The organism is Frateuria hangzhouensis, assembly GCF_026410505.1.
GTDB lineage: Bacteria > Pseudomonadota > Gammaproteobacteria > Xanthomonadales > Rhodanobacteraceae > Frateuria_A > Frateuria_A hangzhouensis.
In genome coordinates this window covers 180913-206221 of record NZ_JAPMIU010000005.1, presented here as the reverse complement: position 1 = coordinate 206221, position 25309 = coordinate 180913, and the positions used below count along the sequence as shown (strand labels likewise).

General features: G+C 69.0%; 24 protein-coding genes. 7 read left to right on the top strand and 17 right to left on the bottom strand.

Annotated elements, in window-relative coordinates:
- Position 1 precedes the first annotated feature (1 nt).
- Both tsf and rpsB read right to left on the bottom strand, forming a co-directional pair.
- Positions 2-886, bottom strand: coding sequence for a translation elongation factor Ts (tsf, locus tag OSC30_RS07620; protein WP_267171247.1), 885 nt, complete (start codon positions 884-886; stop codon positions 2-4).
- Between the two features lie 63 nt (positions 887-949).
- A complete protein-coding gene (gene rpsB, locus OSC30_RS07615) occupies positions 950-1825 on the bottom strand; it encodes a 30S ribosomal protein S2 (RefSeq protein ID WP_267171246.1) in 876 nt (291 codons plus the stop codon).
- A 302-nt stretch (positions 1826-2127) separates the two neighbouring features.
- Here rpsB and map point away from each other — a divergent pair, with 302 nt between their 5' ends.
- Complete coding sequence (gene map / locus OSC30_RS07610) at positions 2128-2892, top strand: type I methionyl aminopeptidase (protein ID WP_267171245.1); 765 nt, start codon at positions 2128-2130, stop codon at positions 2890-2892.
- 171 nt (positions 2893-3063) lie between these two features.
- Entirely contained in the window at positions 3064-5709 is a 2646-nt protein-coding gene (glnD, locus tag OSC30_RS07605) for a [protein-PII] uridylyltransferase (RefSeq protein ID WP_267171244.1), read from the top strand.
- 237 nt (positions 5710-5946) lie between these two features.
- Here the strand turns inward: glnD and OSC30_RS07600 are convergent, their stop codons facing one another.
- On the bottom strand, positions 5947-7062 hold the full coding sequence (locus OSC30_RS07600) for an HD-GYP domain-containing protein (RefSeq protein ID WP_267171243.1): 1116 nt from the start codon (positions 7060-7062) through the stop codon (positions 5947-5949).
- A gap of 153 nt (positions 7063-7215) precedes the next feature.
- Between OSC30_RS07600 and dapD the strand changes: the two genes are divergently transcribed.
- The 3 genes from dapD to dapE all read left to right on the top strand — a co-directional run bounded on the left by dapD (position 7216) and on the right by dapE (position 9713).
- Entirely contained in the window at positions 7216-8043 is an 828-nt protein-coding gene (dapD, locus tag OSC30_RS07595; RefSeq protein WP_267171242.1) for a 2,3,4,5-tetrahydropyridine-2,6-dicarboxylate N-succinyltransferase, read from the top strand.
- The gene (locus OSC30_RS07590; RefSeq protein ID WP_267171241.1) at positions 8040-8396 is read left to right on the top strand and encodes a Spx/MgsR family RNA polymerase-binding regulatory protein; all 357 of its coding nucleotides are present in this window, start codon (positions 8040-8042) and stop codon (positions 8394-8396) included. The genes dapD and OSC30_RS07590 overlap by 4 nt, the downstream gene beginning before the upstream one ends.
- 111 nt (positions 8397-8507) lie before the next feature.
- Positions 8508-9713, top strand: coding sequence for a succinyl-diaminopimelate desuccinylase (dapE, locus tag OSC30_RS07585; RefSeq protein WP_267171240.1), 1206 nt, complete (start codon positions 8508-8510; stop codon positions 9711-9713).
- 78 nt (positions 9714-9791) lie between these two features.
- On the opposite strand, the gene OSC30_RS07580 is transcribed toward dapE, so the two are convergent.
- The 4 genes from OSC30_RS07580 to OSC30_RS07565 form a co-directional block, all read right to left on the bottom strand.
- On the bottom strand, positions 9792-11060 hold the full coding sequence (locus OSC30_RS07580; RefSeq protein ID WP_267171239.1) for an RNA polymerase sigma factor: 1269 nt from the start codon (positions 11058-11060) through the stop codon (positions 9792-9794).
- 120 nt (positions 11061-11180) lie between these two features.
- Positions 11181-11606, bottom strand: coding sequence for a YciI family protein (locus tag OSC30_RS07575; RefSeq protein ID WP_267171238.1), 426 nt, complete (start codon positions 11604-11606; stop codon positions 11181-11183).
- Positions 11607-11711: 105 nt separating this feature from the next.
- A complete protein-coding gene (locus tag OSC30_RS07570) occupies positions 11712-14129 on the bottom strand; it encodes a penicillin acylase family protein (protein ID WP_267171237.1) in 2418 nt (805 codons plus the stop codon).
- Positions 14126-14917 (bottom strand): phosphodiester glycosidase family protein, encoded by a 792-nt coding sequence (locus OSC30_RS07565; RefSeq protein WP_267171236.1) that lies wholly within the window; start codon positions 14915-14917, stop codon positions 14126-14128. The genes OSC30_RS07570 and OSC30_RS07565 overlap by 4 nt, the downstream gene beginning before the upstream one ends.
- 100 nt (positions 14918-15017) lie before the next feature.
- Between OSC30_RS07565 and OSC30_RS07560 the strand changes: the two genes are divergently transcribed.
- Positions 15018-15512 carry an NUDIX hydrolase gene (locus tag OSC30_RS07560; RefSeq protein ID WP_267171235.1) on the top strand — a complete coding sequence of 165 codons (495 nt, stop codon included), beginning with the start codon at positions 15018-15020 and terminating at the stop codon, positions 15510-15512.
- Positions 15509-15664 carry an NUDIX hydrolase gene (locus tag OSC30_RS07555; protein WP_267171234.1) on the top strand — a complete coding sequence of 52 codons (156 nt, stop codon included), beginning with the start codon at positions 15509-15511 and terminating at the stop codon, positions 15662-15664. Before OSC30_RS07560 ends, OSC30_RS07555 begins: the two co-directional genes overlap by 4 nt.
- A gap of 187 nt (positions 15665-15851) precedes the next feature.
- On the opposite strand, the gene OSC30_RS07550 is transcribed toward OSC30_RS07555, so the two are convergent.
- From OSC30_RS07550 to OSC30_RS07505, 10 genes are all read right to left on the bottom strand, one after another.
- Entirely contained in the window at positions 15852-17270 is a 1419-nt protein-coding gene (locus OSC30_RS07550) for a M16 family metallopeptidase (protein WP_267171233.1), read from the bottom strand.
- An 8-nt stretch (positions 17271-17278) separates the two neighbouring features.
- Positions 17279-18652 (bottom strand): M16 family metallopeptidase, encoded by a 1374-nt coding sequence (locus OSC30_RS07545; RefSeq protein ID WP_267171232.1) that lies wholly within the window; start codon positions 18650-18652, stop codon positions 17279-17281.
- Between the two features lie 146 nt (positions 18653-18798).
- Positions 18799-19575 (bottom strand): lipoate--protein ligase family protein, encoded by a 777-nt coding sequence (locus OSC30_RS07540; protein WP_267171231.1) that lies wholly within the window; start codon positions 19573-19575, stop codon positions 18799-18801.
- On the bottom strand, positions 19572-19862 hold the full coding sequence (lplB, locus tag OSC30_RS07535; protein ID WP_267171230.1) for a lipoate-protein ligase small subunit: 291 nt from the start codon (positions 19860-19862) through the stop codon (positions 19572-19574). The genes OSC30_RS07540 and lplB overlap by 4 nt, the downstream gene beginning before the upstream one ends.
- Positions 19863-20253: 391 nt before the next feature.
- Positions 20254-20664 (bottom strand): DUF1801 domain-containing protein, encoded by a 411-nt coding sequence (locus OSC30_RS07530; RefSeq protein WP_267171229.1) that lies wholly within the window; start codon positions 20662-20664, stop codon positions 20254-20256.
- A 53-nt stretch (positions 20665-20717) separates the two neighbouring features.
- A complete protein-coding gene (locus tag OSC30_RS07525; RefSeq protein WP_267171228.1) occupies positions 20718-21128 on the bottom strand; it encodes a VOC family protein in 411 nt (136 codons plus the stop codon).
- A gap of 30 nt (positions 21129-21158) precedes the next feature.
- Complete coding sequence (locus OSC30_RS07520; RefSeq protein ID WP_267171227.1) at positions 21159-21608, bottom strand: helix-turn-helix transcriptional regulator; 450 nt, start codon at positions 21606-21608, stop codon at positions 21159-21161.
- A gap of 138 nt (positions 21609-21746) precedes the next feature.
- Positions 21747-22163 (bottom strand): hypothetical protein, encoded by a 417-nt coding sequence (locus OSC30_RS07515; protein ID WP_267171226.1) that lies wholly within the window; start codon positions 22161-22163, stop codon positions 21747-21749.
- Positions 22164-22431: 268 nt separating this feature from the next.
- Complete coding sequence (parC, locus tag OSC30_RS07510; protein WP_267171225.1) at positions 22432-24672, bottom strand: DNA topoisomerase IV subunit A; 2241 nt, start codon at positions 24670-24672, stop codon at positions 22432-22434.
- A gap of 229 nt (positions 24673-24901) precedes the next feature.
- The gene (locus OSC30_RS07505; protein WP_267171224.1) at positions 24902-25291 is read right to left on the bottom strand and encodes a hypothetical protein; all 390 of its coding nucleotides are present in this window, start codon (positions 25289-25291) and stop codon (positions 24902-24904) included.
- Positions 25292-25309: the final 18 nt, after the last annotated feature.

Sequence of the window (25309 nt, the reverse complement as noted above, 5' to 3'; positions counted from 1 at the left end):
CTTACGCCAGGCCCGCCTGCTTCATCACTTCGGCGTGGAAATCCTCTTCCACCTTCTCGATGCCTTCGCCGACGGCCAGGCGCACCACCGTCTGTACGTCGGCGCCTTCCTTCTTCAACGCCTCGGCCACGGTCATGTTGGTGTCCAGCACGTAGGCTTGGCCGAGCAGGGTCACTTCCGAGACGATCTTGTTGATCTTGCCGGAGATGATCTTCTCCAGGATCTCGGCCGGCTTGGCCTTGTCCTTGTCGGACATCTGGCTCAGCGCGATCTCCTTTTCCTTGGCGATGAAGTCGGCCGGCACGTCCTCGGCGCGGACGTGGGCCGGGTTCATCGCGGCGACGTGCATGGCGACGCCCTTGGCCAGTTCCTCGGAACCGCCCTTGAGCGCCACCAGCACACCAATGCGGCCGCCGTGGATGTAGCTGCCGATCTTGCCGTCAGCCGTTTCGACGCGAACCTCGCGGCGCACGTCGATCTTCTCGCCGATGGTGGCGATCAGGGCCTTGGCGGCCTCCGCCACGTTGGTCGCGCCCGGGTAGGCGGCGGCATTCAACGCGGCGGCGTCAGTGGCGCCCGATTCCAGCGCCACGTCGGCGACGGTGTCGGTGAACTTCAGGAAGCTGGCGTCCTTGGCGACGAAGTCGGTCTCGCAGTTGACCTCGACCAGCACGGCCTTGCCGTCCTTCTGCGCCGAGACGATGCGACCTTCGGCGGCCACGCGGCTGGCCTTCTTGTCGGCCTTGGCCAGGCCCGACTTGCGCAGCCACTCCATGGCGACGTCGATGTCACCGTTGTTCTCGACCAGCGCCTTCTTGCATTCCATCATGCCGGCGCCGGAACGCTCGCGCAGCTCCTTGACCAGTTGTGCGGAGATATTGCTCATCTGAAATCCTCGAAATCTTGGTGCGCCGTGGCGGCCGGGGCCGCCACGGCGCGAGTGAAAGGCTTACTCGGCGGTTTCGGTCTGCTCGCGACCGCCGCGGCCGCGGCCGCCGTCACGACGCGGCGCGCCGGCGCCCTTCTTGGCCGGACCGCGGTTGTCGCGGCGCGGCGCGGCCTTGCGCTCGTCCTTGGCCATCGGGTTGCCTTCCTCGTCCAGCTCGACGAATTCGTTGGCGTCACCCTGGGCGGCGTCCGGCGCGGCGGCCTTGCCTTCCAGGATCGAGTCGGCGGCGGCGCGAGCGTACAGCTGGATCGCGCGGATGGCGTCGTCGTTGCCCGGGATGGCGTAGTCGACCAGGTCGGGGTTGTAGTTGGTGTCAACGACCGCGATCACCGGGATGCCGAGCTTCTTGGCTTCCTGCACGGCGATGTCTTCGTGGCCGATGTCGATCACGAACAGCGCGTCGGGCAGGCGGTTCATGTTCTTGATGCCGCCCAGCGAATTCTCCAGCTTGTCGCGCTCGCGGCGCAGCGACAGCACTTCGTGCTTGACCAGCTTGTCGAAGGTGCCGTCGGTCTCGGCCGCTTCCAGCTCCTTCAGGCGCGCCACCGACTGCTTGACGGTGCGGAAGTTGGTCAGCATGCCACCGAGCCAGCGGGCGGTGACGAACGGCATGCCGGCGCGGGCTGCCTCTTCGGCCAACGGCTCGCGGGCCGAACGCTTGGTGCCGACGAACAGGATGGTGCCGCGCTTCTGCGCCAGGCCCGACAGGAAGTTCATCGCGTCGGTGAACAGCGGCAGGGTCTTCTCGAGGTTGATGATGTGGATCTTGCCGCGCGCGCCGAAGATGTACGGGGCCATCTTCGGGTTCCAGTAACGGGTCTGGTGACCGAAATGCACGCCGGCTTCGAGCATCTGGCGCATGGTGACTTGTGCCATGGTGGTATTCCTGATTGTTGGGCCGTAAACGAACAGCCCGGGGGTTGGGACCTCCACGCATCCCCGGCCTCGACCGCGGTCGTCTTCAAGAACGAACCGCGGCACCCCGAAGACGGTGCCGATGCGTGTGTGGCGTTGGTTGGGCTTGACGGCGCCTGGGCGCTACAATCCCGTTTCGTCTTGCGCCGTGGACCTCGATCGGAGGCCTTCAGCGGCTGCAAAACCGTGCAATTGTAGCCGGCATGCCGGCCTCGCGGCAAGCGGCCGGGCGCCGGCGCTGCCGCCTCTCCGAAGCGGATTCCATGGCCATTACCCTCAAATCTCCCCAGGACCTCGAAGGCATGCGCGTCGCCGGCCAACTGGCGGCCGAAGTGCTGGCGCTGCTCAAGGAGCACGTCAAGCCCGGTATCACCACCGAGGAGCTGGACCGGATCGCCTACGAGCACATCGTCAACGTGCAGAAGGCCGTGCCCGCCAACGTGGGCTACAACGGTTTTCCCAAGACGCTGTGCACCTCGGTCAACCACGTGATCTGCCACGGCATCCCGACGCCGGGCAAGGTGCTCAAGGACGGCGACATCATCAACATGGACGTCACCGTCATCAAGGACGGCTGGCATGGCGACACCAGCCGCATGTATTTCGTGGGCACGCCCTCGGTACTGGCCAGGCGCCTGGTGGACACCACCTATGAGGCGATGATGCGCGGCATCGAGCAGGTGCGCCCCGGCGCCCACCTGGGCGACATCGGCCACGCGATCCAGAAGCACGCCGAGGCGGCCGGCTTCTCGGTGGTGCGCGAGTACTGCGGCCACGGCATCGGCAAGATCTACCACGACGAGCCGCAGGTGCTGCATTACGGCAAGCCCGATACCGGCGTGGAGCTGAAGAAGGGCATGACGTTCACCGTCGAGCCGATGATCAACGCCGGCAAGCCGCAGACCCGGCAGTTGCCCGACGGCTGGACGGTGGTCACCAAGGATCATTCGCTGTCGGCGCAGTGGGAGCACACGGTGGCGGTGACCGATGACGGCTTCGAGATTCTCACGCCCTGGCCGGATGCGTGATGGATTGCCCCTCTCCCTCCGGGAGAGGGGCTGGGGAGAGGGTTCGGCATCGCCGTGGCGCGACGCTCCGCCCGAACCCTCACCCGCCCTGCGGGGTTTCTCTCCCGGCGGGAGAGGGGTCGTCGATGGGGAGCCGCATGTAAGCTGGGCACTCCTCCGGATGTGCCCGCCGTGACCGCCGAACCCGCCCGCCCCGCGCTTCCCCCATTGCCGCGCCTGCCGCCGGCCGTCCCGCGTTCGGGCGTCTCGGTGGAGGCCCGTCGCGCCCTGCGCCAGCTGCTGGAGGATGTCGATCGTGCACTGACGACCGCCTTCAGCGAAGGAGTCGATGCCGGGGCGCTGGCCCGCCGTCGCGGCGAAGTGGTCGCCCGCGTGGTCGCCCACGTCTGGACCGCCTGCCTGGGCGAAGCCGAGGGCGCGGCGCTGTTCGCCGTCGGCGGTTTCGGCCGCGGTCTGCTGTTTCCCCATTCGGACGTGGACCTGCTGGCACTGGTGCGCGAAGCCCAGCCCACCCGCCTGCGCGCGCTGGAACAATGCTTTGCCACTTTGTGGGATGTCGGCCTGAAAGTCGGCCACGCGGTGCGCGATCCACTGCAATGCCGCGCGCTGGCCGCGCAGGAAGCGAGCGTGTTCACCAGCCTGCTCGACGCGCGCCGGCTGGCCGGCGACGCGGCGATGGATACCGAGCTGCGCGCCATCGTCGACGACCCGGCGCTGTGGCCGCCGGCGGCCTACCTGGCCGTGCGCCTGGCCGAGCGCGGCGCCCGCCACGCCCGTTACGACGACACCGCCTACAACCTGGAGCCCAATCTCAAGGAAGGCCCCGGCGGCCTGCGCACGCTCGATTCGCTGCGCTGGCTGGGATTGCGCCTGGCCCACGCCGACGGTTTCGGCGCGATGGTCGGCGAGGGCCTGCTCGACCCGGCCGAGCAGGCCACGCTGGAGGAATCGGAGGCGACACTGCGCCGCTACCGCTTCGCGCTGCACCTGGAGGCCGGCCGCGCCGAGGAGCGGCTGCTGTTCGACTACCAGCGCGCATTGGCCGCGCGGCTGGGTTTCGTCGACGAGCACGCCACCAATCTGGGCGTGGAGCAGTTCATGCAGGGCTACTACCGCGCCGCCAGCCAGATCGAGCGGCTCGGCGTGCAGATCTTCGAGCGCTTCGAGGAGATGCTCGAGCCGGCCCAGGAGGCGATCCCGGTGGGCGAGGATTTCCTGCGCTACGGCTCGCGCCTGGCCGCGCGCGACCCGGACGTGTTCGTGCGCCGCCCCGCCGCGCTGGCGGAGGCCTTCATCGCGCGCCTGGACGAACCGGGCATCGTCGGCTTCACCGCCGACACCATGCGCCGCATCCACCAGGCCACCGCGCAGCACGACGGGGCGCTGGCCGACGACCCTTCCGTACTCGCGACCTTCCTGCGCCTGCTGCGCCAGGGCGCGCGTTCGGTGGATGCGTTGTGGCGAATGAACCGCCATGGGCTGCTGGCGGCGATCCTGCCCGCGTTCGGCCGCGTGTTCGGGCGCATGCAGTACGACCTGTTCCATGTCTACACCGTCGACGAGCACACTTTGCGCGTGCTGCACAACGTGGCGCGCTTCGCCGATCCGGCGGCGCAGGCGGAATTCCCGCTGGCGCGCGAGATCTGGCCGACGCTGCCCGCACCGGAAGTAATGCTGCTGGCGGCGCTGTTCCACGACATCGCCAAGGGCCGCGGCGGCGACCATTCGGTGCTGGGCGAGGAGGAGGCGCGCGCGTTCTGCAGCAAGCTCGGCCTGCCGCCCAACGACGTCGAGCGCGTCGCCTGGCTGGTGCGCCACCATCTGTTGATGAGCGTCACCGCGCAGCGCCAGGACATCACCGACCCCGAGGTGGTCGCGCGCTTTGCGGAAGTCGTGGAAAACCGCGAGCAGCTCGGCCAGCTGTATCTGCTCACCATCGCCGACATCATCGGCACCAGCCCCAAGCTGTGGAACGGCTGGAAGGACCGCCTGCTGGCCGACCTCTACAGCGCCACCCGCTACGCCCTGCGCAGCGACGTCGAGCTGCCGCGCGATGCGGCCACCCGCGTGCGCGAATGCCAGGGCTACGCGCTGCCGCTGCTGCAAGCCGATGGTTTCGATGTGCCGACGGTGACGCGCGTGTGGGCCGACTTCCCGCAGGCCAGCTTCCTGCGCCACCGGCCAGAGCAGATCGCCTGGCAGACGGCCGCGATCCTGCGCGCCGGCGGTACGCTGCCGCTGATCGCGGTGCATCCTCTGTCGGTGCGCGGCACCACCGAGCTGTTCGTCTACACGCCCGACCGCGACGGCTTGTTCGCCACGGTCACGGCGATGCTCGACCGCCTGCGCCTGTCGGTGCTGGAAGCGCGCGTACTGGTTTCGCCGCGCGGCATGGCGCAGGACACCTTCCTGCTGCTGGATACCGAGACCCAGCAGCCGGCCACGCCGGCGCGCGCCGAGGAACTGCAGCAGCGCCTGGCCCGCGCGCTGGCGCAGACCGTGCCGGTGCATCCGGCACGCCGCAACGCCTCGCGGCAACTCAGGCATTTCCAGATGGCGCCGCGCATCGCCTTCCACGCCGCCGGCGAACGCACCCAGCTGGCGCTGGTGTGTACCGATCGCCCGGGTCTGCTGGCCGCCGTGTCGCAGGCAATGGTCGAGGCACAGGTGCGCGTGCACGACGCGCGCATTGCCACGTTCGGCGAGCGGGTGGAAGATTTTTTCCAGCTTACCGACCGCCACGATGCGCCGCTGGGCGAGGGTCAGCAGGAGCGCTTGCGGCAGGCCTTGCTGGCGCGGCTGGGGCAGGGCGGCTGAGCGATGAGGTGCTGGCCTCGGCGGGAGCGCACCTGTGCACGGCCGCCGTGCATGCCGGTCGCGCACAGGTGCGCTCCTACAGGGGACTTCGAACAACTCCCTTTCGCGCGACGCTTTTGTAGGAGCCCGCTTGTGGGCGATGCCCTTGCGCCTGAGTGCACCGGCAGAAGCATCGGCCACAAGTGGGCTTCGGAAGCGTCGGGCTTTTCGGGATTCCCTACAGGGGATCCCAATCCGTCATGCCACCGCGTCGTCGCCCCACAGCGCTTCCATGTCCACCTCGATGTCCAGCGCGGCCAGGTTCACCACCTCGCTCACGGCATGCGCTTCGACATCGCCGCGGCGACGGATCGGCGCGCCCACGCGCAGGCCGTCATGGGTGGTGAGCGAGGCGACCACGGGCTGGTGGCTGGCCGGGCCGCGCTGGGTCACCACCGCGATCGAGCCGTTGCGCAGGCGCACGCCGGTGCCGGGCGGGTAGATCCCCAGGGTCTTGATGAACATGCGCGCCAATTGCTCGTCGAGGGCGGCGCCTTCGTTGAGGAACAGCCAGCGCAACGCCAGCGTGGGTTGCAGGGGCGGGCGGTAATCGCGGCCCGACACGCGCGCACAGTACACGTCCGCCAGCGCCAGCAGCCGCGCGGGGCGACCGATCTCGGTGCCGCGCTTGCCGCCCGGGTAGCCGCTGCCGTCGGCGCGCTCGTGGTGGTCGCGCACGGCGTTGAGCCAGGCGGCGCTGGCGATGCCGTGATCGCGCAGCCGCGCCACGCCTAGTCGGCAATGGGCGCGCACCGCGGCCTGTTGCTCGTTCGACAGCGGGCCTTCCAGCGCGACCAGCTGGTCGTGCAGTTCGAACATGCCGATGTTCATGGTCAGCGCAGCGGACACGGTAGCGGCCAGCTCGCCCGGATCCAGCGCCATCGCGGTGCCGGTCAGCTGGCAGGCGATCGCCGCATTCACCGCGTGTCGCGCGCCATAGGGTCCATCGCTACGCAGCAGGATGCTCGCCAGCGCCACGTCGGGGTTGCGCCGGCAGGCCTCGCGTACCAGCTCGACAATGCCCGCCACCGAGTCGGGAAAATCCGCCGGCAGCCGATCGCCGAGCAGCGCCTGCAACCGCTCGCGCGCATCCAGCACCAGCGCCAGCGGCGACGGCGTCGGCGGCAGGAAGGGCCCGCGGCACTCCTCCTCGCTGCCGTAGAACAGGCCGTGCTCGAGCAACTTTTCCAACTGCACCTCGTTGCCGATCACCTGGCCCAGGCGCATCAACAGCTTGCCCCTGGCGTCATAGGCATTGAATCGCAGGGGTTGGCCGACCGTGAGTTCGGCCGGGTCGATCGGGCGCCGTGGCATGGCTGTGCTTCTCCGTCCCCCGGATCGCTTGAGCCGTCGGGGAGCCAGTGGGAATCGGCAACGCCGGCCGAAACTTGAGCCGTCGGACGCGCGTGTTTGCCGGCTCCGTATACTGGGGCGCTTCCCTGCGGCCACTTTCCCAGCGAGCTCTCCATGCCTTCCATCGACATCCTGATCGACGACGCCTTCGAGCGCCGCAACGACCTCAGCCAGAGCGAGATCGAAAGCCGCCTGCGCCCGGCGCTCGCGCAGGTGATGGAGCTGCTCGAATCGGGCGAACAACGCGTGGCCGAGCCCGATGGCCAAGGCGGCTGGAAGGTCAACGCCTGGCTGAAAAAGGCGGTGCTGCTGTACTTCCGCATCAACGGCAACCGGGTGGTCGACGGTGGCCCGGCGCTGGCCTTCGACAAGGTGCCGCTGCGTTTCGGCCACGGCAACGACATGGAACTGGAGAACCTCGGCGCGCGCGTGGTGCCCGGTGCGCTGGTGCGCCGTGGCGCCCACGTGGCCAGGGATGCGGTGCTGATGCCCAGCTACGTCAACATCGGTGCCTACGTCGGTTCGGGCACGATGGTCGATACCTGGGCTACGGTCGGCTCCTGCGCGCAGATCGGCGCGCGCGTGCACCTGTCCGGGGGCGTCGGCATCGGTGGCGTGCTGGAGCCCCTGCAGGCCAACCCGACCATCATCGAGGACGACTGCTTCATCGGCGCGCGCTCCGAAGTTGTCGAGGGCGTGGTGGTGGAGAAGGGCAGCGTGATCGGCATGGGCGTGTTCCTGGGCCAGTCCACGCGCATCTACGACCGCGCCACCGGCGAGGTCAGCTACGGCCGCATCCCCGCCGGCAGCGTGGTGGTGGCCGGCAGCCTGCCGGCGAAGGACGGCAGCCACAGCCTGTACGCGGCGGTGATCGTCAAACAGGTGGATGAGAAGACGCGCGCCAAAACCGGCATCAACGAACTGCTGAGGAGCGTCGAATGAGCGTGATCGTGTACGGCCTGTCCAACTGCGATACCTGCAGGAAGGCCCGCAACTGGCTTGCGCGCTTCGAGGTGCCGCACGAGTTCGTCGACTACCGCGCCCAGCCGGTGCCGGCGGCCACGCTCAAGGACTGGGCGCAGCAGCTGGGCGGCTGGGAGAAGCTGGTGAACAAGTCGTCCACCACCTGGCGCAACCTGCTGCCGCAGCGTAAGAACCCAGGCTCCGATCCGGAGTGGACCTTGCTGCTGAAGGAATACCCGGCGCTGGTGCGCCGGCCGGTGGTGGTGCAGGACGACGGCTCGGTGGGCGTGGGTTTCAGCGACAACAGCTTCAAGAAGCTGTTCGGCAAATAGAGTTCTGCCGTCGAAAGTTCCGGTGGGAGCGCACCTGTGCGCGACCGGGATGCATGGCGGTCGCGCACTGGTGCGCTCCTACAGGGATTTCCCAAGCAGTCGGAGGTTCGCTTGAGCGAAGTACTGGACTTGACCCGTGACCTGATCGCCCGTCGCTCGGTGACGCCCGAGGATGCCGGCTGCCAGGCGCTGATTGCCGAACGGCTTGCGCGGGCGGGCTTCGCCGTCGAGCACCTGCGTTTCGGCGAGGTCGACAACCTCTGGGCTACGCACGGTAGCGACGGAGCCACGCTGGTGTTCCTCGGCCACACCGACGTGGTGCCCAGCGGCCCCGCGGACGCCTGGCAGAGCCCGCCATTCGAGCCGACCGTGCGCGATGGCCATCTTTACGGCCGCGGCGCTGCGGACATGAAGGGCGCGGTCGCGGCGATGGTGCTGGCACTCGAGCATTTCGTGGCCAGCCACCCGCAACACGCCGGCCGCGTCGCGCTGCTGCTGACCAGTGACGAGGAAGGCCCCACCAACCTCGATGGCGTGCGCCGCGTAGCCGAGGCGTTCCGTGTGCGCGGCGAGCGGCTGGACTGGTGCGTGGTGGGCGAGCCTTCGTCGAAGTGCCGGCTGGGTGACCTGGTCCGCGTCGGCCGCCGCGGATCGCTCTCGGGCACGCTCACCGTGCGCGGCGTCCAGGGCCACGTGGCCTACCCGGAGAAGGCCAACAATCCCATCCATGCCTTCGCGCCGGCGCTGGCGGAACTGGCCGCGACGCGCTGGGACGAGGGCAATGCCGGCTTCCCGCCCACCTCGTTCCAGGTGTCCAACCTCAATGCCGGAACCGGGGCGACCAACGTGATCCCGGGCGAGCTGGTCGCGCAGGTCAACTTCCGATATTCGACCGCCAGCACGGCCGCCGAGCTGCGCGAGCGCACCGAGGCGGCCCTCGACCGCCATGGGCTGGACTGGCAAGTGGACTGGAACCTGTCTGGCGAACCCTTCCTGAGCCCCGAGGGCGGGCGCCTGCGCGAAGCCGTGCTGGACGCCTGCCGGGAACTGTGTGGCGTCGAACCGGAGCAGAGCACCGGTGGCGGTACGTCCGACGGGCGCTTCGTCGCGCCGCTCGGGGCCGAGGTGATCGAGCTGGGTCCGGTCAACGCGACGATCCACAAGGTGGACGAGTGCGTGGCCGTGGCCGATCTGGAACGGTTGCCGGGGCTTTACCAGGCGATCTGCGAAAGGTTGCTGGTGCAAGGGCGAGGGGCCTCTCCCTCTCCACAATCCCGTCCTCCGGCGGGACCGCGGGAGAGGGAGCAAGGAGGCTGAGGCACGGTGGCGCTTGGCTCCCTCTCACCTCCGGGGAGGGGAGAGGGGTGAGCGGTCACCTTTTGTGACAAGCCCTACCTACGACGCGGCAGTCGCTCCACACCCTGCCGCGCGCTCCAGCATCATCGCCCGCTCCTGCGCATTCCGTGTCATCCCGGCCGCGCGCTCGAACTCCGCGCGGGCCTCGTCGCCGCGTCCCAGCTTCGCCAGCAGATCCCCCCGCACCGCGGGCAGCAGGTGGTAGCCGGCCAGCTCGGGTAGCTCGCGCAAGCCATCGACCAGCGCCAGCCCGGCCGCGGGCCCGTCGGCCATCGCCACCGCCACGGCTCGATTGAGCTCCACCACCGGCGAGGGTGCCACGCGCCCCAGCCGGGCGTAGAGCGAGGCGATGCGGGACCAGTCGGTCGCCTCCGCCGTGGCCGCGCGTGCATGGCAGGCGGCGATGGCGGCCTGCAGCGCGTAGGGACCGTGCGCCCCGCCCAACCGGCCGACGCGTTCCAGCGCGTCCAGGCCGCGGTGGATCAGCAACTGGTCCCACAGAGCGCGATTCTGCTCCAGCAGCAATACCGGGCGGCCGTCGGGCGCCACGCGGGCGTGGCTGCGCGACGCCTGGATCTCCATCAGCGCCATCAGCCCCAGCACCTCCGGCTCGCGCGGCATCAGGCCGGCCAGCGTGCGGCCCAGGCGCAGCGCCTCCTCGCACAGCGCCGGGCGCATCCAGTCCTCGCCGGCGGTGGCGGTATAACCCTCGTTGAAGATCAGGTAGATCACGCCCAGCACCGCGGCCAGCCGCACCTCGCGCTCATCGCCGCGCGGCACCTCGAAGGGCACGCGCTGGTCGGCCAGGGTGCGCTTGGCGCGCACGATGCGTTGGGCGATGGTGGGCTCGGAGGCGAGGAATGCGCGCGCGATCTCCGCGGTGGTCAGGCCGCCGAGCAGGCGCAGGGTGAGCGCGACCTGTGCCTCGGTCGAGAGCGCCGGATGGCAGGCGGTGAAGATCAGCCGCAGCAGATCGTCGCCGATGTCGTCGTCGAGCGCCTCCAGGTTGGGCATGGTGAACGCCTCGTGCTCCGGGTCGCCGTCCAGCGCCGCATGCTTGCGCTCGACCAGCTGGCGGTGCCGCAGCAGGTCGATGCCGCGCCGCTTGGCCGCCGTCATCAGCCAGGCGCCGGGGTTGTCCGGCACGCCGGCAGACGGCCAGCGCTCCAGCGCGGCGACCAGCGCGTCCTGCGCCAGTTCCTCCGCCAGGTCGATGTCGCGCACGACGCGGATCAGCGCGGCGACCAGCTTGGGCGCCTCCAGGCGCCAGACGGTTTCGATCGCGCGGTGGGTGTCGGCTTGGCTCATGCGGCCGATCAGACCACCGCTGGCGTGGACCGGCAAGCCCGCGAGGCCTGTAGGGTGGGCTTCAGCCCACCAGCCCCGGGGAGGTCGCGGGGAAGGCGGGCTGAAGCCCACCCCTCGGCGTTACGCCTTGCCGGCCAGTTCCGCGCGCATGCGCTCTTCGGCCGCGCGCAGTTCCGGCGTCATCGCCTCGCCGAAGTCGTCCGCCTCGAACAGTGGCCGGATCTCGATGGCGCACTCGCCCTCGAACGGCGCGGGGCAGCGGCGCGCCCATTCCAGCGCCTCGTCCATCGAACGCACCTGCCACAACCAGAAGCCGGCGATCAATTCCTTGGCTTCGGCGAACGGGCCGTCGACCACACTGCGGCCGCCACCGGCGAAGTACACCCGCTTGCCCTGCGAGCTGGGCTGCAGGCCCTCGCCGGCCAGCATCACACCGGCTTTGACCAGTTGCTCGTTGAACGCGGTCATCTCGCGCAGCAGCTTTTCGCTGGGCATCACGCCGGCTTCCGAATCAGCCGTGGCGCGAACCATCACCATGCATCGCATCGTCGCTCTCCCGTCCGCCGGCGGATGCCGGCTGCTCCATGGCACGACGGGCGGCCGGGCGGGATTTCGACATCGCTTGCGAACGCAGCGCGAGCGGACGGCCTCCTACTTGGCCGGCCGGAGCACCAACGTCCACTTCGCCGGCCCCGGCAACAGCGGCGTGGGCCGGCCGTCGACCCACTCGGTGTGCCCCGCGCCGTAGTAGGGCGAAAGCGGATTGTCGCTCTGCCCGCCGGGCATCTCCAGGATGCCTTGCGCCTCGTGCCCGGGCGACACGGCCAGCCGCTCGGATGCGCCGTAGCCCGGTGCCGCCACGCGCGGCATGTTGGCGTCGCCCGGCAACGGCTCGTCGGGCATGTCCAGGAAATGCGCAATGAAGCCGGGCAAGGCGGGCGAGAGCGCGTGGCGGATGCCGGCCGGGTTGACCTCGCCCCAGGTGCGCGCCGGCAGTCCACCGGATTGCCCGCCCAGCTCGGCCACGACGCGGCGCGCGGCCTCGCGCAACAAGGCCTTCCAGCTGTCGTAACGCGGATCGAGCAACCAGGCCGGCTGGTCGCGCAGCAGCGACCACACGGCCGCCTCGGCGTTGCCGCCGCCGGAGGGCCAGGCGAAATCCGGGTAGCGCGCCTTCACCCGCGCCACGAACGGCCGCAGCGCCAGCTGATGCACTTGCTCGCGGAAGGTGCGCACCAGCCGGTAGTCCACGCTGTCCGGCGCGGCGCGGTTGCGCCAGTTGGCAGTCAGCTCGCGCAGCTGGCCGAGCGCCGGATCGGGCACGCCGGCCAGGGTGTCCTGCAGCAGGCGCTGCCAGGGCGTGAGGAACACCGCGCGATTGTCGAGCTGGATGTCGAGCAGGTTGCCGGTGGTGAAGACGCTGTGCATGCGCAGGTCGTCGCGGATCTGCTGCGCCCGCGCGCCCAGGTCGTGCCCGCCGTTGCCGAGCAGCGCCAGCGCCGGGCCGTCGACGGTACGGTTGTTGGCGGTCCACAACCGGCTGTCGCCCGGGTCGACGACGCGCGGGTACTGCGTGGGCGCAGCCCAGCCCTGCCAGCCGCTGCCGGCCAGCGACCCGTCCGCCGGCCGTTGCGGGTCGGCGAACAACGGGCGCAGCGGAATCGCGTTGCCGGCGATGGTCCAGCCGATGTGGCCCTCGCGGTCGGCCACCAACAGGTTCTGTGGCGGCATGCCCATGCTCGGCGCCAGGTCCAGCGCGGCAGCCACGCTGGGCGCGCGCTCCAGTTGCATCAGGCCCAGGTTGTAGGCGTGCGGGCGGTGCGCGATCCAGGCCAGCGCCAGCGGCGTGCCGTCGGTGCCGCTGGCAAGTATCGGGCCCCAACGCGTTTCCTGTACGTCCAGCACGCGGTCCGGCGCGTCCTTGACGTGGATGCGCTCGGCGTGATGCTCGATCTTCGCCCAGCCGCCGGGCACCTTGTAGCGCGACGGATCGGCCGGGTCGCGGGTGACCCGCACCCAGTCCATCCAGTCGCCGTAGCTGTTGGTGAAGCCCCAGGCGATCTGCCCGTTGGATCCGGCAATGAGCGCCGGCGTGCCGGGCAGGGTGACGCCCACCGCGTCGCGCTGCCCGCCCGGCGCGAGGGCGTCGGGGTAGCGCAGGCGCGCGCGGAACCAGATGTTCGGCACGCGCAGGCCCAGGTGCATGTCGTTGGCCAGCATCGCCGCGCCGGTATCGGTGAGCGTGCCGTCGACGGCGAAGTTGTTGCTGCCCGGGTAGCGGTCTTGCAGCGACGGTGCGAGCGCGGCGGACACGGCTGCCGCCGTCGTTGTCGGGACGGGCTGGTTGCGCAGGTCGAACACCGCAGCCCCGGGCATCACCGGTGGCCGCGACAGCGCGCCGGCAAGCGGCGCTTCCCAGTCCGGATCGGGCGCCAGCAGGAAATCCACCAACGGCCCGGGCAGTGCCGCGCGCATCCGCGCGATGTCGAGTTCGCGCGTGTTGTGGCCATGGCCGTTGAGGTCCAGGTACATGGCACCGATCACCAGCAGGCCATCCTCCGAGCGCCAGGGCCTGGGTTCGTTGCCGAGCAGGAAGTATTCCCACGGCTTCTCGCGCAGGTGGGCCAGGCCCGCGTTGACGCCGTCGCGATAGCGGTCCAGCACCTGCTTCCGCGCCCGTGTCATCGCCGCATAGGCCGCCTGCGCCACCGCGCGCAGGCGATGGCGGCGAACGTCCAGGTCGCTCTCCAGCGCTGCCTTGCCGACCAGTTCGGCCAGTTCGCCGGCGGCGGCGCGGCGCATCAGGTCCATCTCGAACCAGCGCTCCTGCGCATGCACGAAGCCGAGCGCGAAGGTGGCGTCGGCGCGACTGCGCGCGTCGATGGTGACGTTGCCGCCGGCATCGCGCGTCACCTTGACCGGCGCGGCCAGGCCCGCGACCTGCAACTGGCCATCCAGCCGTGCGCGGCTGCCGGACAGCAGGTACCAGCCGGATGCGAAGGCCACCACCAGCAATACGCACACGACCAGCAACAGCCAGCGCCACGGATGGAAACGATGGCGCCTCATTCGGGCGCGAACACGGCGAACATGCCGGCGTAGGGCTTGACCATGAAGGCCGGGGCGCCGGCATAGCCCTCGCCGTCCAGGTAGATCTGAGAGATCGTGCCGTCAAGGAACAATGCGTCGCGGCAACCCAGCCCGTCGCGGAACAGCCGCGCGAAGCTATGGAAATTCACCGGCGCCTCGCTTACCGCAAAGACGACCTCGTGCGGCGTGCGCGCACACACGCCGCTGCGCCATTTGAGGCTGTCCGAATCGTGCACGAAGGCAGGGTTGAGCTTGCCGTCGATCACCAGCATCGGCCCGGACTGCGTCGCCCAGCGGGTCTTGCGCCCGTCCGCTTTGAACCGCGCGCTGGTCTCCACCGCCGCCTGCCCGTCCGGATAGATCGCGAACACGCCGTTGGGCAGCAGCGAGAAATTGCCCGAGGCCGGATTGCCGTGAGCCATGTTCAGCGGCTCCAGCGCCTTGCCATCCTCCACGTGGAGGCCCAGCGGCGCGAAGGCGGCGTCATAGATGCCGGCGTTGGCCGCGAACAGCAGTCGCCGGCCGCGCGCCTCACCCCACTGGCGCAGATTGTCGATGGTGCCGAACGGCTGGCCGCTATCGGGATCGCGCCAATGCAGGGTCAGCGGCTCGCGCCTGAGGTCGATGCTCACCACGCGATAGTTCTGTCCGTCGAACGCACGCTCTTCGCTGTCCAGCGCACGCGCCTTCGGCGCGCAGCCGGCCAGGACGGCCAGTGAAAGGAAAACGAGCGGCGCCAGCGGCAAGCGGAAAGCGGGACGAATCATTCCCCGATGGTGGCTGCCCCGGCGCGGCAGGCGCAAGTGTGCGCGCGGCGCGCGTTCAGTCCCGGCGCTACACTTGCCGTTTTGCCGCCTTCTCCCGCCGATGTCGACCGCCTACTGCCCCATCGTCGCCACGCTCGGCTACGTGCTTTCTCCCGACCGCCAACAGGTACTGATGATCCACCGCAACGCGCGGCCGGACGACCAGCACCTGGGCAAGTACAACGGTCTGGGCGGCAAGATGGAGCCGGGCGAGGACATCGCCGCCTGCATGCGCCGCGAGATCCGCGAGGAGGCCGGCATCGAGTGCACTTCGATGCGCCTGCGCGGCACGCTCAACTGGCCCGGTTTCGGCAAGCAGGGCGAGGACTGGTTGGGCTTCATCTTCCTGATCGACGGCTTCGAAGGCAGCTGCCACACGGGCAACCACGAAGGCACGCTGGAATGGGTGCCGCGCGCGCGATTGATGGAGCTGCCGATGTGGGAGGGCGACCGGCATTTCCTGCCGCTGGTGTTCGACGAGGACCCGCGGCCGTTCCACGGCGTGATGCCCTACAAGGGCGGGCGGATGCAGTCGTGGTCGGTGACGCGCTTGTGAGCGAGCCGGTCATCCGCATCGTCGCGGCGGTGATCCGTGGCGAGGACGGCCGCACGCTGCTGGTGCGCAAACGGGGCGCGGGCGTGTTCCGGCAGCCGATCGCCACGCTGAGCCGCGAGCACATCCTGCCGCTGCTCGCGCTGCTCCCGTAGGGTGGGCTTCAGCCCACCGCTCTTCGACGGGCAGAAGATGGGCCAAGCTCGCGCAGCTTTCGTAGGGTGGGCTTCAACCCACCGCTCTCCGGCGGGCAGAAGGTGGGCTGAAGCCCACCCTACGGAGTTCGGAGATTTTGCAGGAGGCCCTTGGGTGCGGCCACCGGTGGGTGGCCGCACGGCCGGGTCAGGGCTTGTAGACCTTGAACGCGCCGAACGGTTTCAACTGCGCGTCGATCGCCTTGGGATCGCCGACCACCACGATGCTCTGGTCTTTGGAGGCGAAGTACTTGCGCCCCATGGCCTGCACCTGTTCGGCGGTGACCTTGTTGGCATCGGCGACGTAGCCGCTCAGGAAGTCCGGCGGCAGGCCGTCGACCCAGTAGCCGGCGAGCGTCGCGGTGAGCGCACCCTGGATCTGGTTGCGCAGCAGGTAGATGCCACCGACAAACCGCTTGGCGCCGGTCAGTTCCTCCTCGCTGGGTGCCCGCGTGGCCATGCCGTCGTACAGCTTGGCCAGCTCCTTCAGGGTTGCGCCGGTGACGTCGTTGCGCACGTCGACCCGGGCCAGCGTGCTGCCGCCGGCGCGCTGGGCATCGAACAGCGATCGCGGGCTGTAGGAATAACCCTTCTCCTCGCGGATGTCCTGCACGATACGGCTGGTGAAGGAGCCGCCGAGGATGGTGTCGGCCACGGTCAGCGGGATGAAGTCCGGGTTGCTGGCGGGAATCGCCGGGCGGCCATAGCGGATGTTGGTCTGCACCGCGCCCTCGCGCGGCACGATGAGGCGCTCGATCGAGGCTTCCCGCGGGGCCGGCGGGGTTTTCGCAAGCGCGTCGCTATCGGACTTCCAGCCACCGAATTGCTGGCTGGCCAGCCGGAACGCCTGGTCGGCGCCGATCCGCCCGACGATCACCAGCAGGCTGCGGTCGGGCTGGAAGCGTGCCTCGTGCAGCGCGCGCAACGCCGCCGGATCGCTGGCCTTGACGGTGGCCTCGCTGAGGGAGTCGCGGGCGTAGGGATGCGCGCCGAAGGCGGCATGGTCGAACGCGCGCTGCGCCTGCCAGGCCGGGCTCGATTCCTGCACCTTCAGCTCCTGCATGGCGTTGGCCTGGGCCAGCGCTACCTCCTTGGCCGGAAAGCTCGGGTGCAGGGCCGTGTCGGCCACCAGTGCCAGCAGCTCGGGCGCGTGCGAGGCCAGCGCGCTGGCGCGGATGACCACGGCATCGGCGGCGGCGCCGGTGCGGTAGTCGCCGCCGATCGAGCGCAGGGTCTCGGCGATCTGCAGCGAACTGCGCGTGGCGGTGCCCTCGTCGAGCAGGCGCGCCATCATTTCCGACATCGCCGGCGTGGCCGCGTCGTCGGCCGCGGAGCCGCCCAGCACCGCCAGTTCCACGTCGACCTTGGGCAGACCCTCGCGCGGCACCACCCAGACGGTGAGGCCGTTGGGCAATGTGCGCTGCTGGATCTGCGGGGTGGGCAGCGGTTTCTCCGGCCCGTACGCAGGCAGGTCCTTCGGCAGCGGCGCGGTGGAGGCCTGGGCGAAACCGGCCAGCGAAAGGCCCACGGCCAGTGCGAGCAGTTTGAACGTCTTGTTCGTCTTCATGGCGGTCCTCACTTGGCGGGGGCTTTGGCGGCGGCCACGGGGCGGCGCACGACCACGCTGCGGTTGGCGTCGGTGAGATAGGTGCGGGCCACGCGCTTGATGTCATCGGCGCTCACCGCCTCGATCCAGCCGGGCATCTTGTTGGCGACGTCGGCGTCGCCCCAGAGGGTCTGCAGCTTGGCCAGCGTGTCGGCGCGGTTGATGAAGGCCTCCAGCCCGCCGTACCAGTCCGACAGCATCTTGGTCTTCACGCCCGCCAGCGTGGTCTCGTCCACGCCATCGCTGGCAACCTTGGCGATCTCCTGGTTGAACGCGGCCAGCACCTGGTCGGGCGTGGCGTTGGGTTTGTAGATGGCGAACAGACCCAGCAGCGAGGGGCCCGCGTAATCGCTGCCGTCGCCCAGCGGGAAGTTCATGCCGCCCTCGATGTTGAGCAGCAACTGGCGGCCCTTGACCAGGCCCTGGTAGAAGCGCGAGGCATCGTCGCCCACCAGCAATTGCGAAAGCACCATCATCGGCACCTGGTCGGCGCTGCCGCGCGGGGGCATCTTCCAGCCCACGGCCAGCGCCGGCACTTTGGCCAGCGCGTCGGTTTCCTCCGCGTGGCGCGGCTTGGTGTTGAGCGGTTCGGAGACGTCCGGGCGTTCGGGCAGCGCGCGCGCGGGGATGTTGCCGAAGTACTGTTGCGCCAGCTTGAAAGCCTGTTCCGGCGTGACGTCGCCGGCGATGCCCAGCACCGCGTTGGCCGGCTGGTAGAAGGTGTCGTGGAAGGTCTTCACGTCGGCGATGCTGGCGTGGTCCAGGTCCTTGAACGAGCCGTAGCCGTCGTGCTTGTTGGCCCACTTGTCGAACGCCAGCGCGTTCAGGTCGGTCCAGAAGAACAGGCCGTAGGGCTGGTTCTTCACGTTGACGCGGATCTCCTCTTTCACGACGTTCTGCTGGTTGGCCAGGTTTTCGGCGCTGAAGTCGAGCGCCTTCATGCGATCGGCCTCGAGCCACAGGATCGGCGCCAGCGCGGAAGAGGGCGCCGAGGCGATGTAGTTGGTGTAGTCGGCGCGGGTCGAGCCGTTGAAGATGCCGCCGCCGCCCTGGATCACGCGCTCGAACGTGCCCTTGGGCGCATCCGGCGTGCCTTCGAACATCAGGTGCTCGAACAGGTGCGCGAAGCCGGTGCGGTTCTGCGGCTCCAGCCGCATGCCCACGTGGTAGACCATGCTGATGCCCACGGTGGGCGAGCTGTGATCCTCGGAGACCACCACGGTCATGCCGTTGTCCAGCTTCTTGACCGCGACCGGCAACGTCCAGGTGTCGCTGTCGGCGGCCTGTGCCCCCAGCGCCAGGCCCAATCCCGCCACCAGGGCGGCCATGCGTAAAGCGCGCATCTGCTTCTCCTTGTCCACGCGAACGGAGAGCCGATCCTGCGGCGAGGGGCGAGGGGGCACAAGTGACGTTTGGGAGGGTGCCGAACGTCGTAGGGTGGGCTTCAGCCCACCGGTTTGGAATGGTGGGCTGAAGCCCACCCTACGGGTCAGGCGACGTCGGCAGTCCAGGCGAGGCTGGCGAATTTGTCCTGGGCGAGAGTTTCGGCCTGGGCCAGTTCATCGGGCCGAATAGAGTCGTCCGTCAGCCCGTGCAAACGCCGGAACGTGGCGATCATGTGCTCGATGATCGCGGCACGCGGCAGGCCGGTCTGGCTGCGCAGCGGATCGACGCGCTTGGCGGCGCTCTGCGTGCCCTTGTCCGAGAGCTTCTCGCGGCCGATGCGCAGCACCTGAAGCATCTTGGACGCGTCGATGTCGTAAGCCATGGTCACGTGGTGCAGTACGGCGCCGCCGCGATGGGCCTGTGCAGCACCGGCGATCTTGCCGCCTTCGGACGTGATGTCGTTGAGCGGCTGGTACCAGGCCTTGATGCCCAACTCGCCCAGCGCCTGCAGCGTCCAGGCATCCATGTGCGCGTAAGCCTCCTGGAAGCTCATACCCTTGATCAGCGAAAGCGGTGCACAGATCGACCAGGTGATGGTGTTGCCCGGCTCGATGAACATCGCGCCGCCACCGGAAACCCTCCGCACCACCTCGATGTCATGGCGACGTGCCGCTTCGCCATCGACCTCATTGCGCAGTGACTGGAAGCGGCCGATCACCACCGCGGAGGACGCCCACTCCCAGACGCGCAGCGTGGGCGGGCGATGGCCAGCGCCGACTTCGTGGGTGAGTACCTCGTCCAGCGCCATGTGCAGCGCGGGCGCTTGCGGGTCGGTGTGGATCAGCTGCCAGTCGTGGTCGCGCCACAGCGTGCGGGTCATGCGTCCGTTCCTTGATCGATGGCGCGACGCACGGCTACCGCAATGGCTTGCGGCGAAATGCCGTACATCATCACGCCGGGAGCGAGCTGCGCGCGGACGGCCGCCGCGAGCATGTGTTCGTCCGCATCCGCGCGCTGGCCTTCCAGCGCGGCATCGATCGCGTGCAGGGCGTCGTCAGGTTCCAGGAAGAAATCCCCGCTCACCTGCACCCGGTCCAGGCAGCCGTCCCGCACCGCCAGGTCGACCACGATCAGCTTGCCGCCGGGCATCTTGTATTCGCCGTGCATCCGCCGCTCCGCGTCCTTCGCCTGCTGGCGGGGAAGGGTAATGCTTTTTGTGCGGGCGGGCGGGCGGAGCGTGGCGCCGTACCGCGTTCCCGAACTGCGGCGCGGCCCCGTCGGCCTATGCCTCTTGCGCGGGTGAGGTCAGAAACGCCAGGACTGCCGCAAGCAGCAGTGAGGCTGCGCTCAACGCGAAGGCGGTCTTAGCCGCTGCCGTCGACAGCGATCCGGCCACTGTAGAGCGGAGGGCGATGGCCAGCTGGATCACCGCGACCACCCAAGGCAGCCAACTGTGTGTTGCATCGATCGTATGAAACCGCCGTCGAAAGCAGAGGCTTGCCCTCTCGCGCACGCGTCAAACATCGTGCTTGCGCCTAGTTGCATCCCGTTCTCGGCCTTATCGGGCCAAGGACGTGTTCAATGCGACGGCAGCGCGGATGAGCGCCTTCAATGCCTTCTCGTCGACCTGATCGCCTTCATGAAAATCGATGGCGCGGCGAGTGTTGCCTTCCAGGCTTGAGTTGAAGAGCCCAGTCGGATCATCCAGCCTGGCGCCCTTGGCAAAGGTCACCTTCACGACGGCCTTGTAGGTCTCGCCGGTGCAGATCATGCCGGCGTGGTACCACACCGGGACGCCTCGCCACTTCCACTCCTCGACCACGTCGGGGTCGGCCTGTTTGATGAGTGCCCGGATGCGGGCGAGCATTCCGCCGCGCCAGTCGCCCAGCTCCTCGATCCTCGCGTCGATCAGCCGGGAGGGAGCGTCGGTGGCTGTGGCTTCCTTCGGGGCGCTCTTGCTCTTGGTCATCGGCGTGCTCGCTTCTTGGTCGTGGTTGGCTGGGAACGGCTGGCGCGGGTGGATCATTGCTGTTCGTTGATGCGCACGTGGTTGCCGGCGGGGTCGCGGAAGGCGCAATCGCGCACGCCGTAGGGTTGCTCGGTCGGCTCCTGGATGACTTCGGCGCCGCTGCCTTCCAGCCGCGCGAAGGTGCCGTCGAGGTCGGGGCTGGCCAGGATGATCATGGCAAAGGTGCCTTTGGCCATCATTTCGCCGATGGTGCGGCGTTCGTCGTCGGTGAGGCCCGGGGTGGCGGCCGGCGGATGCAGGACGATGGAAGTGCCGGGCTGCCCTGGCGGGCCGACGGTGATCCAGTGCAGGCCGTTGTATTCGACGTCCTTGCGCACTTCGAAGCCGAGGGTGTCGCAGTAGAAGGCGAGCGAGGCAGCCGGGTCGGTGTGCGGGAGGAAGGTGGAATGGATGGTGAGGTCCATGGTGGTCGCTCCGGTTGGGGTGCGATCAGTCTAGGTGCGGTTCGCCGGCAGCGCTTCTCGATTCCTGATCGGTCGGGTTACCTGCTTGGCCACGCACGGGGGCATGCCCGCGGTGGCTTGCGCCTCCCGGTTGCGGTAGGCACTGGGCGACATGCCGACCAGTTCGGTGAAGCGGGTACTGAAGGTGCCCAGCGAGGCGCAGCCGACCGCGAAGCAGACGTCGGTGACGCTTGAGTCGCCGCGGCGCAACAGTGCCATGGCGCGCTCGATGCGGCGGGTCATCAAATAGGCGTAGGGGGATTCGCCGTAGGCGAGCTTGAACTGGCGGCTGAGGTGCCCGGCGGACATGCCGATACCGCGGGCGAGCGCTTCGACGTCCAGCGGCTGCGCGTATTCGCGATCGATGCGGTCGCGCACGCGGCGCAGGCGCGCGAGGTCGCGCAGGTGCGGCGTGATGGCGGGTGAGTCGGGTGGCTGCATGGTCGGGTCACCTCGCAGCGGAGTGGAACACAAGCGTGGCGCGGGATGCCACTTCAGGTGGGGCTTCAGCCCACCTTGCCAGCCATCACCAAGAGCGGTGGGCGGAAGCCCACCCTGCGCGGCTTTGCTGCGGCTCCCTCAGTGGCCGCGGCCGTGGAAGTGCCCGCTGTCGGCGCCGATCGAGACGCTGACGCCGCCGGTGGGGTGCTCGCAGCTGCCGAAAGCTTTGCTGAGGTTGACCGTGCCGCGCTGGTAGCTGCCGTCGACATGGTTGCCGCTGATCACGCCCATGCCGACGCTGCCGTGGACCTGCGGCTGGTTGTAGGTGGCGTCGTCGCAGTCGGGCAGGATCGCTTCATCGTCGGCGGCGGTGCGACCGCTGTGGTCGCCGTAGTAGACGCCGGGGGCGCTGGAGGGAGGTTCGGCGGAGGTGGCTGACGACGCGGGGAGCTCGCTTGGGGGCAGCTTGAGATTGAGCGGCTTGCCGGCGTCCTGCGCCCACGCGGGGAGGGTCAGCAGGCTGGCGAGGAGGAGGCTCAAGGGGAGCGGGCGCATAGCGGGGTCCGGGTGGGGCTACCGTATTTCAACGCGTGTAGCGGAAGGGCGTGTACCTGGAGTTGGAGTGGAGCGGATGGGAAAAGTTCTTGGGCGGCCGGAGCGCGCGGTGATGTCGCGCGAGCGGCTTTGCTTCCTTTCCCTCCGAGAAAGGACGAGGTGAGGCGGGGGGAAGATGATCAGGGCAGCGCTCTGATGCGGGGCCGCCGCAAGAGTGGCCTCTCACCCCAACCCTCTCCCATAGGGGAGAGGGAGCTTCGATCGCGCGTCAGCCGGTGGTCTCGATACGCTCCACGCGGCGCAGGCCGCGGGGCAGCAGGCCGCCGCGGGTGGCACGGTTGCCGCCGTATTCGACCAGGTCGCTCCAGCGCAGGGTGAGTTTTCGCTGGCCGGCGTAGAGGGTGACCTCGCCCTTGCCTTCGGCGACCACCGCGATGCCGGCGACGCGTTCTTCGCCGCTGACGAGCTTGGCCTTGGGCACTTCGATCAGCTTGTTGCCCTTGCCCTTGTCCAGTTCGGGAAGTTCGGCGACGGAGAACATCAACAGGTGGCCTTCGGTGGTGACCACCACGATGCGGTCGCGTGCGGGGTCGGCACTGGTCTGGGGCGCGAGGATCTTCGAGCCCTCGCTGAGGCTGATGATCTGCTTGCCGGCCTTGTTGCGGCCGGTGAGCGCCTCGAAGCGGGTGACGAAGCCGTAGCCGAAGTCGCTGGCGAGGATCAGCCGCGTGTCGTTGTCGCCGGCGGAGAGCGCGTCGAAGCTGGCGCCGGAGGGTGGGCTGAAGCGGCCGGTCAGCGGCTCGCCGTTGCCGCGCGCGGAGGGCAGGGAGTGCGCGGCGGTGGAATAGCTGCGGCCGGTGGAGTCGATCACCGCGATCTGTTGCGTGGTGCGGGCCCGCACGGCGGCGAGCAGGGCGTCGCCTTCGCGGTAGTTCATGCCTTCGGGTTCGACGTCGTGGCCCTTGGCGGCACGGATCCACCCCTTCTGGCTCAGCACCACGGTGACCGGCTCGCTGGCGACCAGCGCGCTTTCGTCCAGTGCCTGCGCGACCTCGCGCTCGACCAGCGGCGAGCGGCGGTCGTCGCCGTACTTGGCGGCGTCGGCCTGCAACTCACCCTTGATCAGGGTCTTGAGCTTGGCCGGCGACTTGAGCAGCACGTTGATGCGCGCGCGCTCCTCCTCAAGCTGGTTGCGCTCGGCCTCGATCTTCATCTCTTCCAGGCGCGCGAGCTGGCGCAGCCTGGTTTCGAGGATGTAGTCGGCCTGTTCCTCGGACAGCTTGAAGCGGCTCATCAGCACCGGCTTGGGCTCGTCCTCCGAGCGCACGATGCGGATCACCTCGTCCAGGTTGAGATAGGCGATGTGCAGGCCTTCGAGCAGGTGCAGGCGACGCTCGACCTTGCCCAGGCGATGGGTGAGGCGGCGGGTGACCGTGTCGGTGCGGAAGGTCAGCCACTCGGTGAGGATCTTCTTCAGGTCCTTCACCTGCGGGCGGCCGTCCAGGCCGATCATGTTGAGGTTGACGCGGTAGCTCCTCTCGAGGTCCGTGGTGGCGAACAGGTGCTGCATCACCTCGGCCGCATCGACGCGGTTGGAGCGCGGCACCACCACCAGGCGGATCGGGTTCTCGTGGTCGGACTCGTCGCGCAGGTCCTCCACCATCGGCAGCTTCTTGGCGCGCATCTGCGCAGCGATCTGCTCGAGGATCTTCGATGGGCTGACCTGGTGCGGCAGCGCGGTGATGACGATGTGGCCGTCCTCCACCTGGTACACCGCGCGGGCGCGCAGCGAGCCGTTGCCGGTCTGGTAGATCGACAGCAGGTCTTTGCGCGGGGTGATGATCTCCGCCGCGGTCGGGTAGTCAGGCCCGGGGATGTGCCCGGCCAGGTCGGCGACGGTGGCGTCCGGGTTGTCCAGCAGGTGGATGCAGGCGGCGATCACTTCGCGCAGGTTGTGCGGTGGGATGTCGGTGGCCATGCCCACGGCGATGCCCATGGAACCGTTGAGCAGTACGTGCGGCACGCGCGCGGGCAGCCAGCTCGGTTCCTCCAGCGTGCCGTCGAAGTTCGGTACCCAGTCGACCGTGCCGTGCGCCAGTTCACCCAGCAGTGCCTCGGCGATCGGGCTGAGCTTGGATTCGGTGTAGCGCATCGCCGCGAAGCTCTTGGGGTCGTCCGGCGAACCGAAGTTGCCCTGGCCGTCGACCAGCGGGTAGCGGTACGAGAACGGCTGCGCCATCAGCACCATCGCTTCGTAGCAGGACGAATCGCCGTGCGGATGGAACTTGCCGATCACGTCGCCGATGGTGCGCGCGGATTTCTTCGGCTTGGCGGTGGCGGCCAGGCCCAGTTCGCTCATCGCGTAGATGATGCGCCGCTGCACCGGCTTCAATCCGTCGCCCACGAACGGCAGCGCGCGGTCGAGCACCACGTACATCGAGTAGTCGAGGTAGGCCCGCTCGGCGTATTCCTTGAGCGGGATCTGTTCGAAATTGGCTTGCAGGTTCATGCGGGGAGTTTCTGGCACGGGTAACCGGCCGATGGTGCCAGATTGGCCGCGGAGGCGACAGCCGAGGGCTCGGGACGGCTTGCGTTGTCTCGCCGCGGCAAACGTGCGGGCTTTGGCGATCCTGCTCTCCGGCCGCCGCGACCGGACGCCGGTCAGACAGCGCCGGCCACGTCCCGCGCGCAGTCAAAACCGGCTCCAGCGCGGGCGGGGTCTGGCGCTCGTGGCCGGTTCAGAGGAAGGCGAGGCTGCTGATCTGCCCGTGCGCATCGCGGCTGCACACGATCTGCATGGCGTTGGCCTTGCGCGCGAAGGTGATGTCGATGCGGATGAAGGCGTCCTTGCCATCGTCGTCGGCCACCCAGGGCTTGCCGTGCGACTGGTAGGCGCCGTCCTCGTGGATCATGCCTTCCCAGTTCCCGCGCAGCGTGTCGGCCGAGAACATGAACTGCATCAGTGTGCCCAGTTGCTTGTTGGCGCCGTCGTAGTCGTGCGCCGCGAGGCTGTCGGCCAGCCGCGGCGCGCGGCCAAGGCACTGCTCGGCCAGCGCAGACGCGTGGCTGGCGCCGACGGTGCCGCAGGCGAGGGCAAGGGTGAAGGCAAAAAGGCGGGGCGTGGTCATGCGAATCTCCGGTCGAAA

What these genes read in the sequence shown, in the direction of transcription:
- OSC30_RS07550 (WP_267171233.1), bottom strand. Translation starts at nt 17,270, where the DNA reads ATGAAGACGAACAAGACGTTCAAACTGCTCGCACTGGCCGTGGGCCTT.
- OSC30_RS07520 (WP_267171227.1), bottom strand. Translation starts at nt 21,608, where the DNA reads ATGCAGCCACCCGACTCACCCGCCATCACGCCGCACCTGCGCGACCTC.
- map (WP_267171245.1), top strand. Translation starts at nt 2,128, where the DNA reads ATGGCCATTACCCTCAAATCTCCCCAGGACCTCGAAGGCATGCGCGTC.
- OSC30_RS07570 (WP_267171237.1), bottom strand. Translation starts at nt 14,129, where the DNA reads ATGAGGCGCCATCGTTTCCATCCGTGGCGCTGGCTGTTGCTGGTCGTG.
- OSC30_RS07565 (WP_267171236.1), bottom strand. Translation starts at nt 14,917, where the DNA reads ATGATTCGTCCCGCTTTCCGCTTGCCGCTGGCGCCGCTCGTTTTCCTT.
- OSC30_RS07560 (WP_267171235.1), top strand. Translation starts at nt 15,018, where the DNA reads ATGTCGACCGCCTACTGCCCCATCGTCGCCACGCTCGGCTACGTGCTT.
- OSC30_RS07530 (WP_267171229.1), bottom strand. Translation starts at nt 20,664, where the DNA reads ATGACCAAGAGCAAGAGCGCCCCGAAGGAAGCCACAGCCACCGACGCT.
- tsf (WP_267171247.1), bottom strand. Translation starts at nt 886, where the DNA reads ATGAGCAATATCTCCGCACAACTGGTCAAGGAGCTGCGCGAGCGTTCC.
- OSC30_RS07545 (WP_267171232.1), bottom strand. Translation starts at nt 18,652, where the DNA reads ATGCGCGCTTTACGCATGGCCGCCCTGGTGGCGGGATTGGGCCTGGCG.
- OSC30_RS07580 (WP_267171239.1), bottom strand. Translation starts at nt 11,060, where the DNA reads ATGAGCCAAGCCGACACCCACCGCGCGATCGAAACCGTCTGGCGCCTG.
- OSC30_RS07600 (WP_267171243.1), bottom strand. Translation starts at nt 7,062, where the DNA reads ATGCCACGGCGCCCGATCGACCCGGCCGAACTCACGGTCGGCCAACCC.
- OSC30_RS07540 (WP_267171231.1), bottom strand. Translation starts at nt 19,575, where the DNA reads ATGACCCGCACGCTGTGGCGCGACCACGACTGGCAGCTGATCCACACC.
- OSC30_RS07575 (WP_267171238.1), bottom strand. Translation starts at nt 11,606, where the DNA reads ATGCGATGCATGGTGATGGTTCGCGCCACGGCTGATTCGGAAGCCGGC.
- OSC30_RS07525 (WP_267171228.1), bottom strand. Translation starts at nt 21,128, where the DNA reads ATGGACCTCACCATCCATTCCACCTTCCTCCCGCACACCGACCCGGCT.
- parC (WP_267171225.1), bottom strand. Translation starts at nt 24,672, where the DNA reads ATGAACCTGCAAGCCAATTTCGAACAGATCCCGCTCAAGGAATACGCC.
- OSC30_RS07590 (WP_267171241.1), top strand. Translation starts at nt 8,040, where the DNA reads ATGAGCGTGATCGTGTACGGCCTGTCCAACTGCGATACCTGCAGGAAG.
- OSC30_RS07505 (WP_267171224.1), bottom strand. Translation starts at nt 25,291, where the DNA reads ATGACCACGCCCCGCCTTTTTGCCTTCACCCTTGCCCTCGCCTGCGGC.
- OSC30_RS07515 (WP_267171226.1), bottom strand. Translation starts at nt 22,163, where the DNA reads ATGCGCCCGCTCCCCTTGAGCCTCCTCCTCGCCAGCCTGCTGACCCTC.
- rpsB (WP_267171246.1), bottom strand. Translation starts at nt 1,825, where the DNA reads ATGGCACAAGTCACCATGCGCCAGATGCTCGAAGCCGGCGTGCATTTC.
- dapD (WP_267171242.1), top strand. Translation starts at nt 7,216, where the DNA reads ATGCCTTCCATCGACATCCTGATCGACGACGCCTTCGAGCGCCGCAAC.
- lplB (WP_267171230.1), bottom strand. Translation starts at nt 19,862, where the DNA reads ATGCACGGCGAATACAAGATGCCCGGCGGCAAGCTGATCGTGGTCGAC.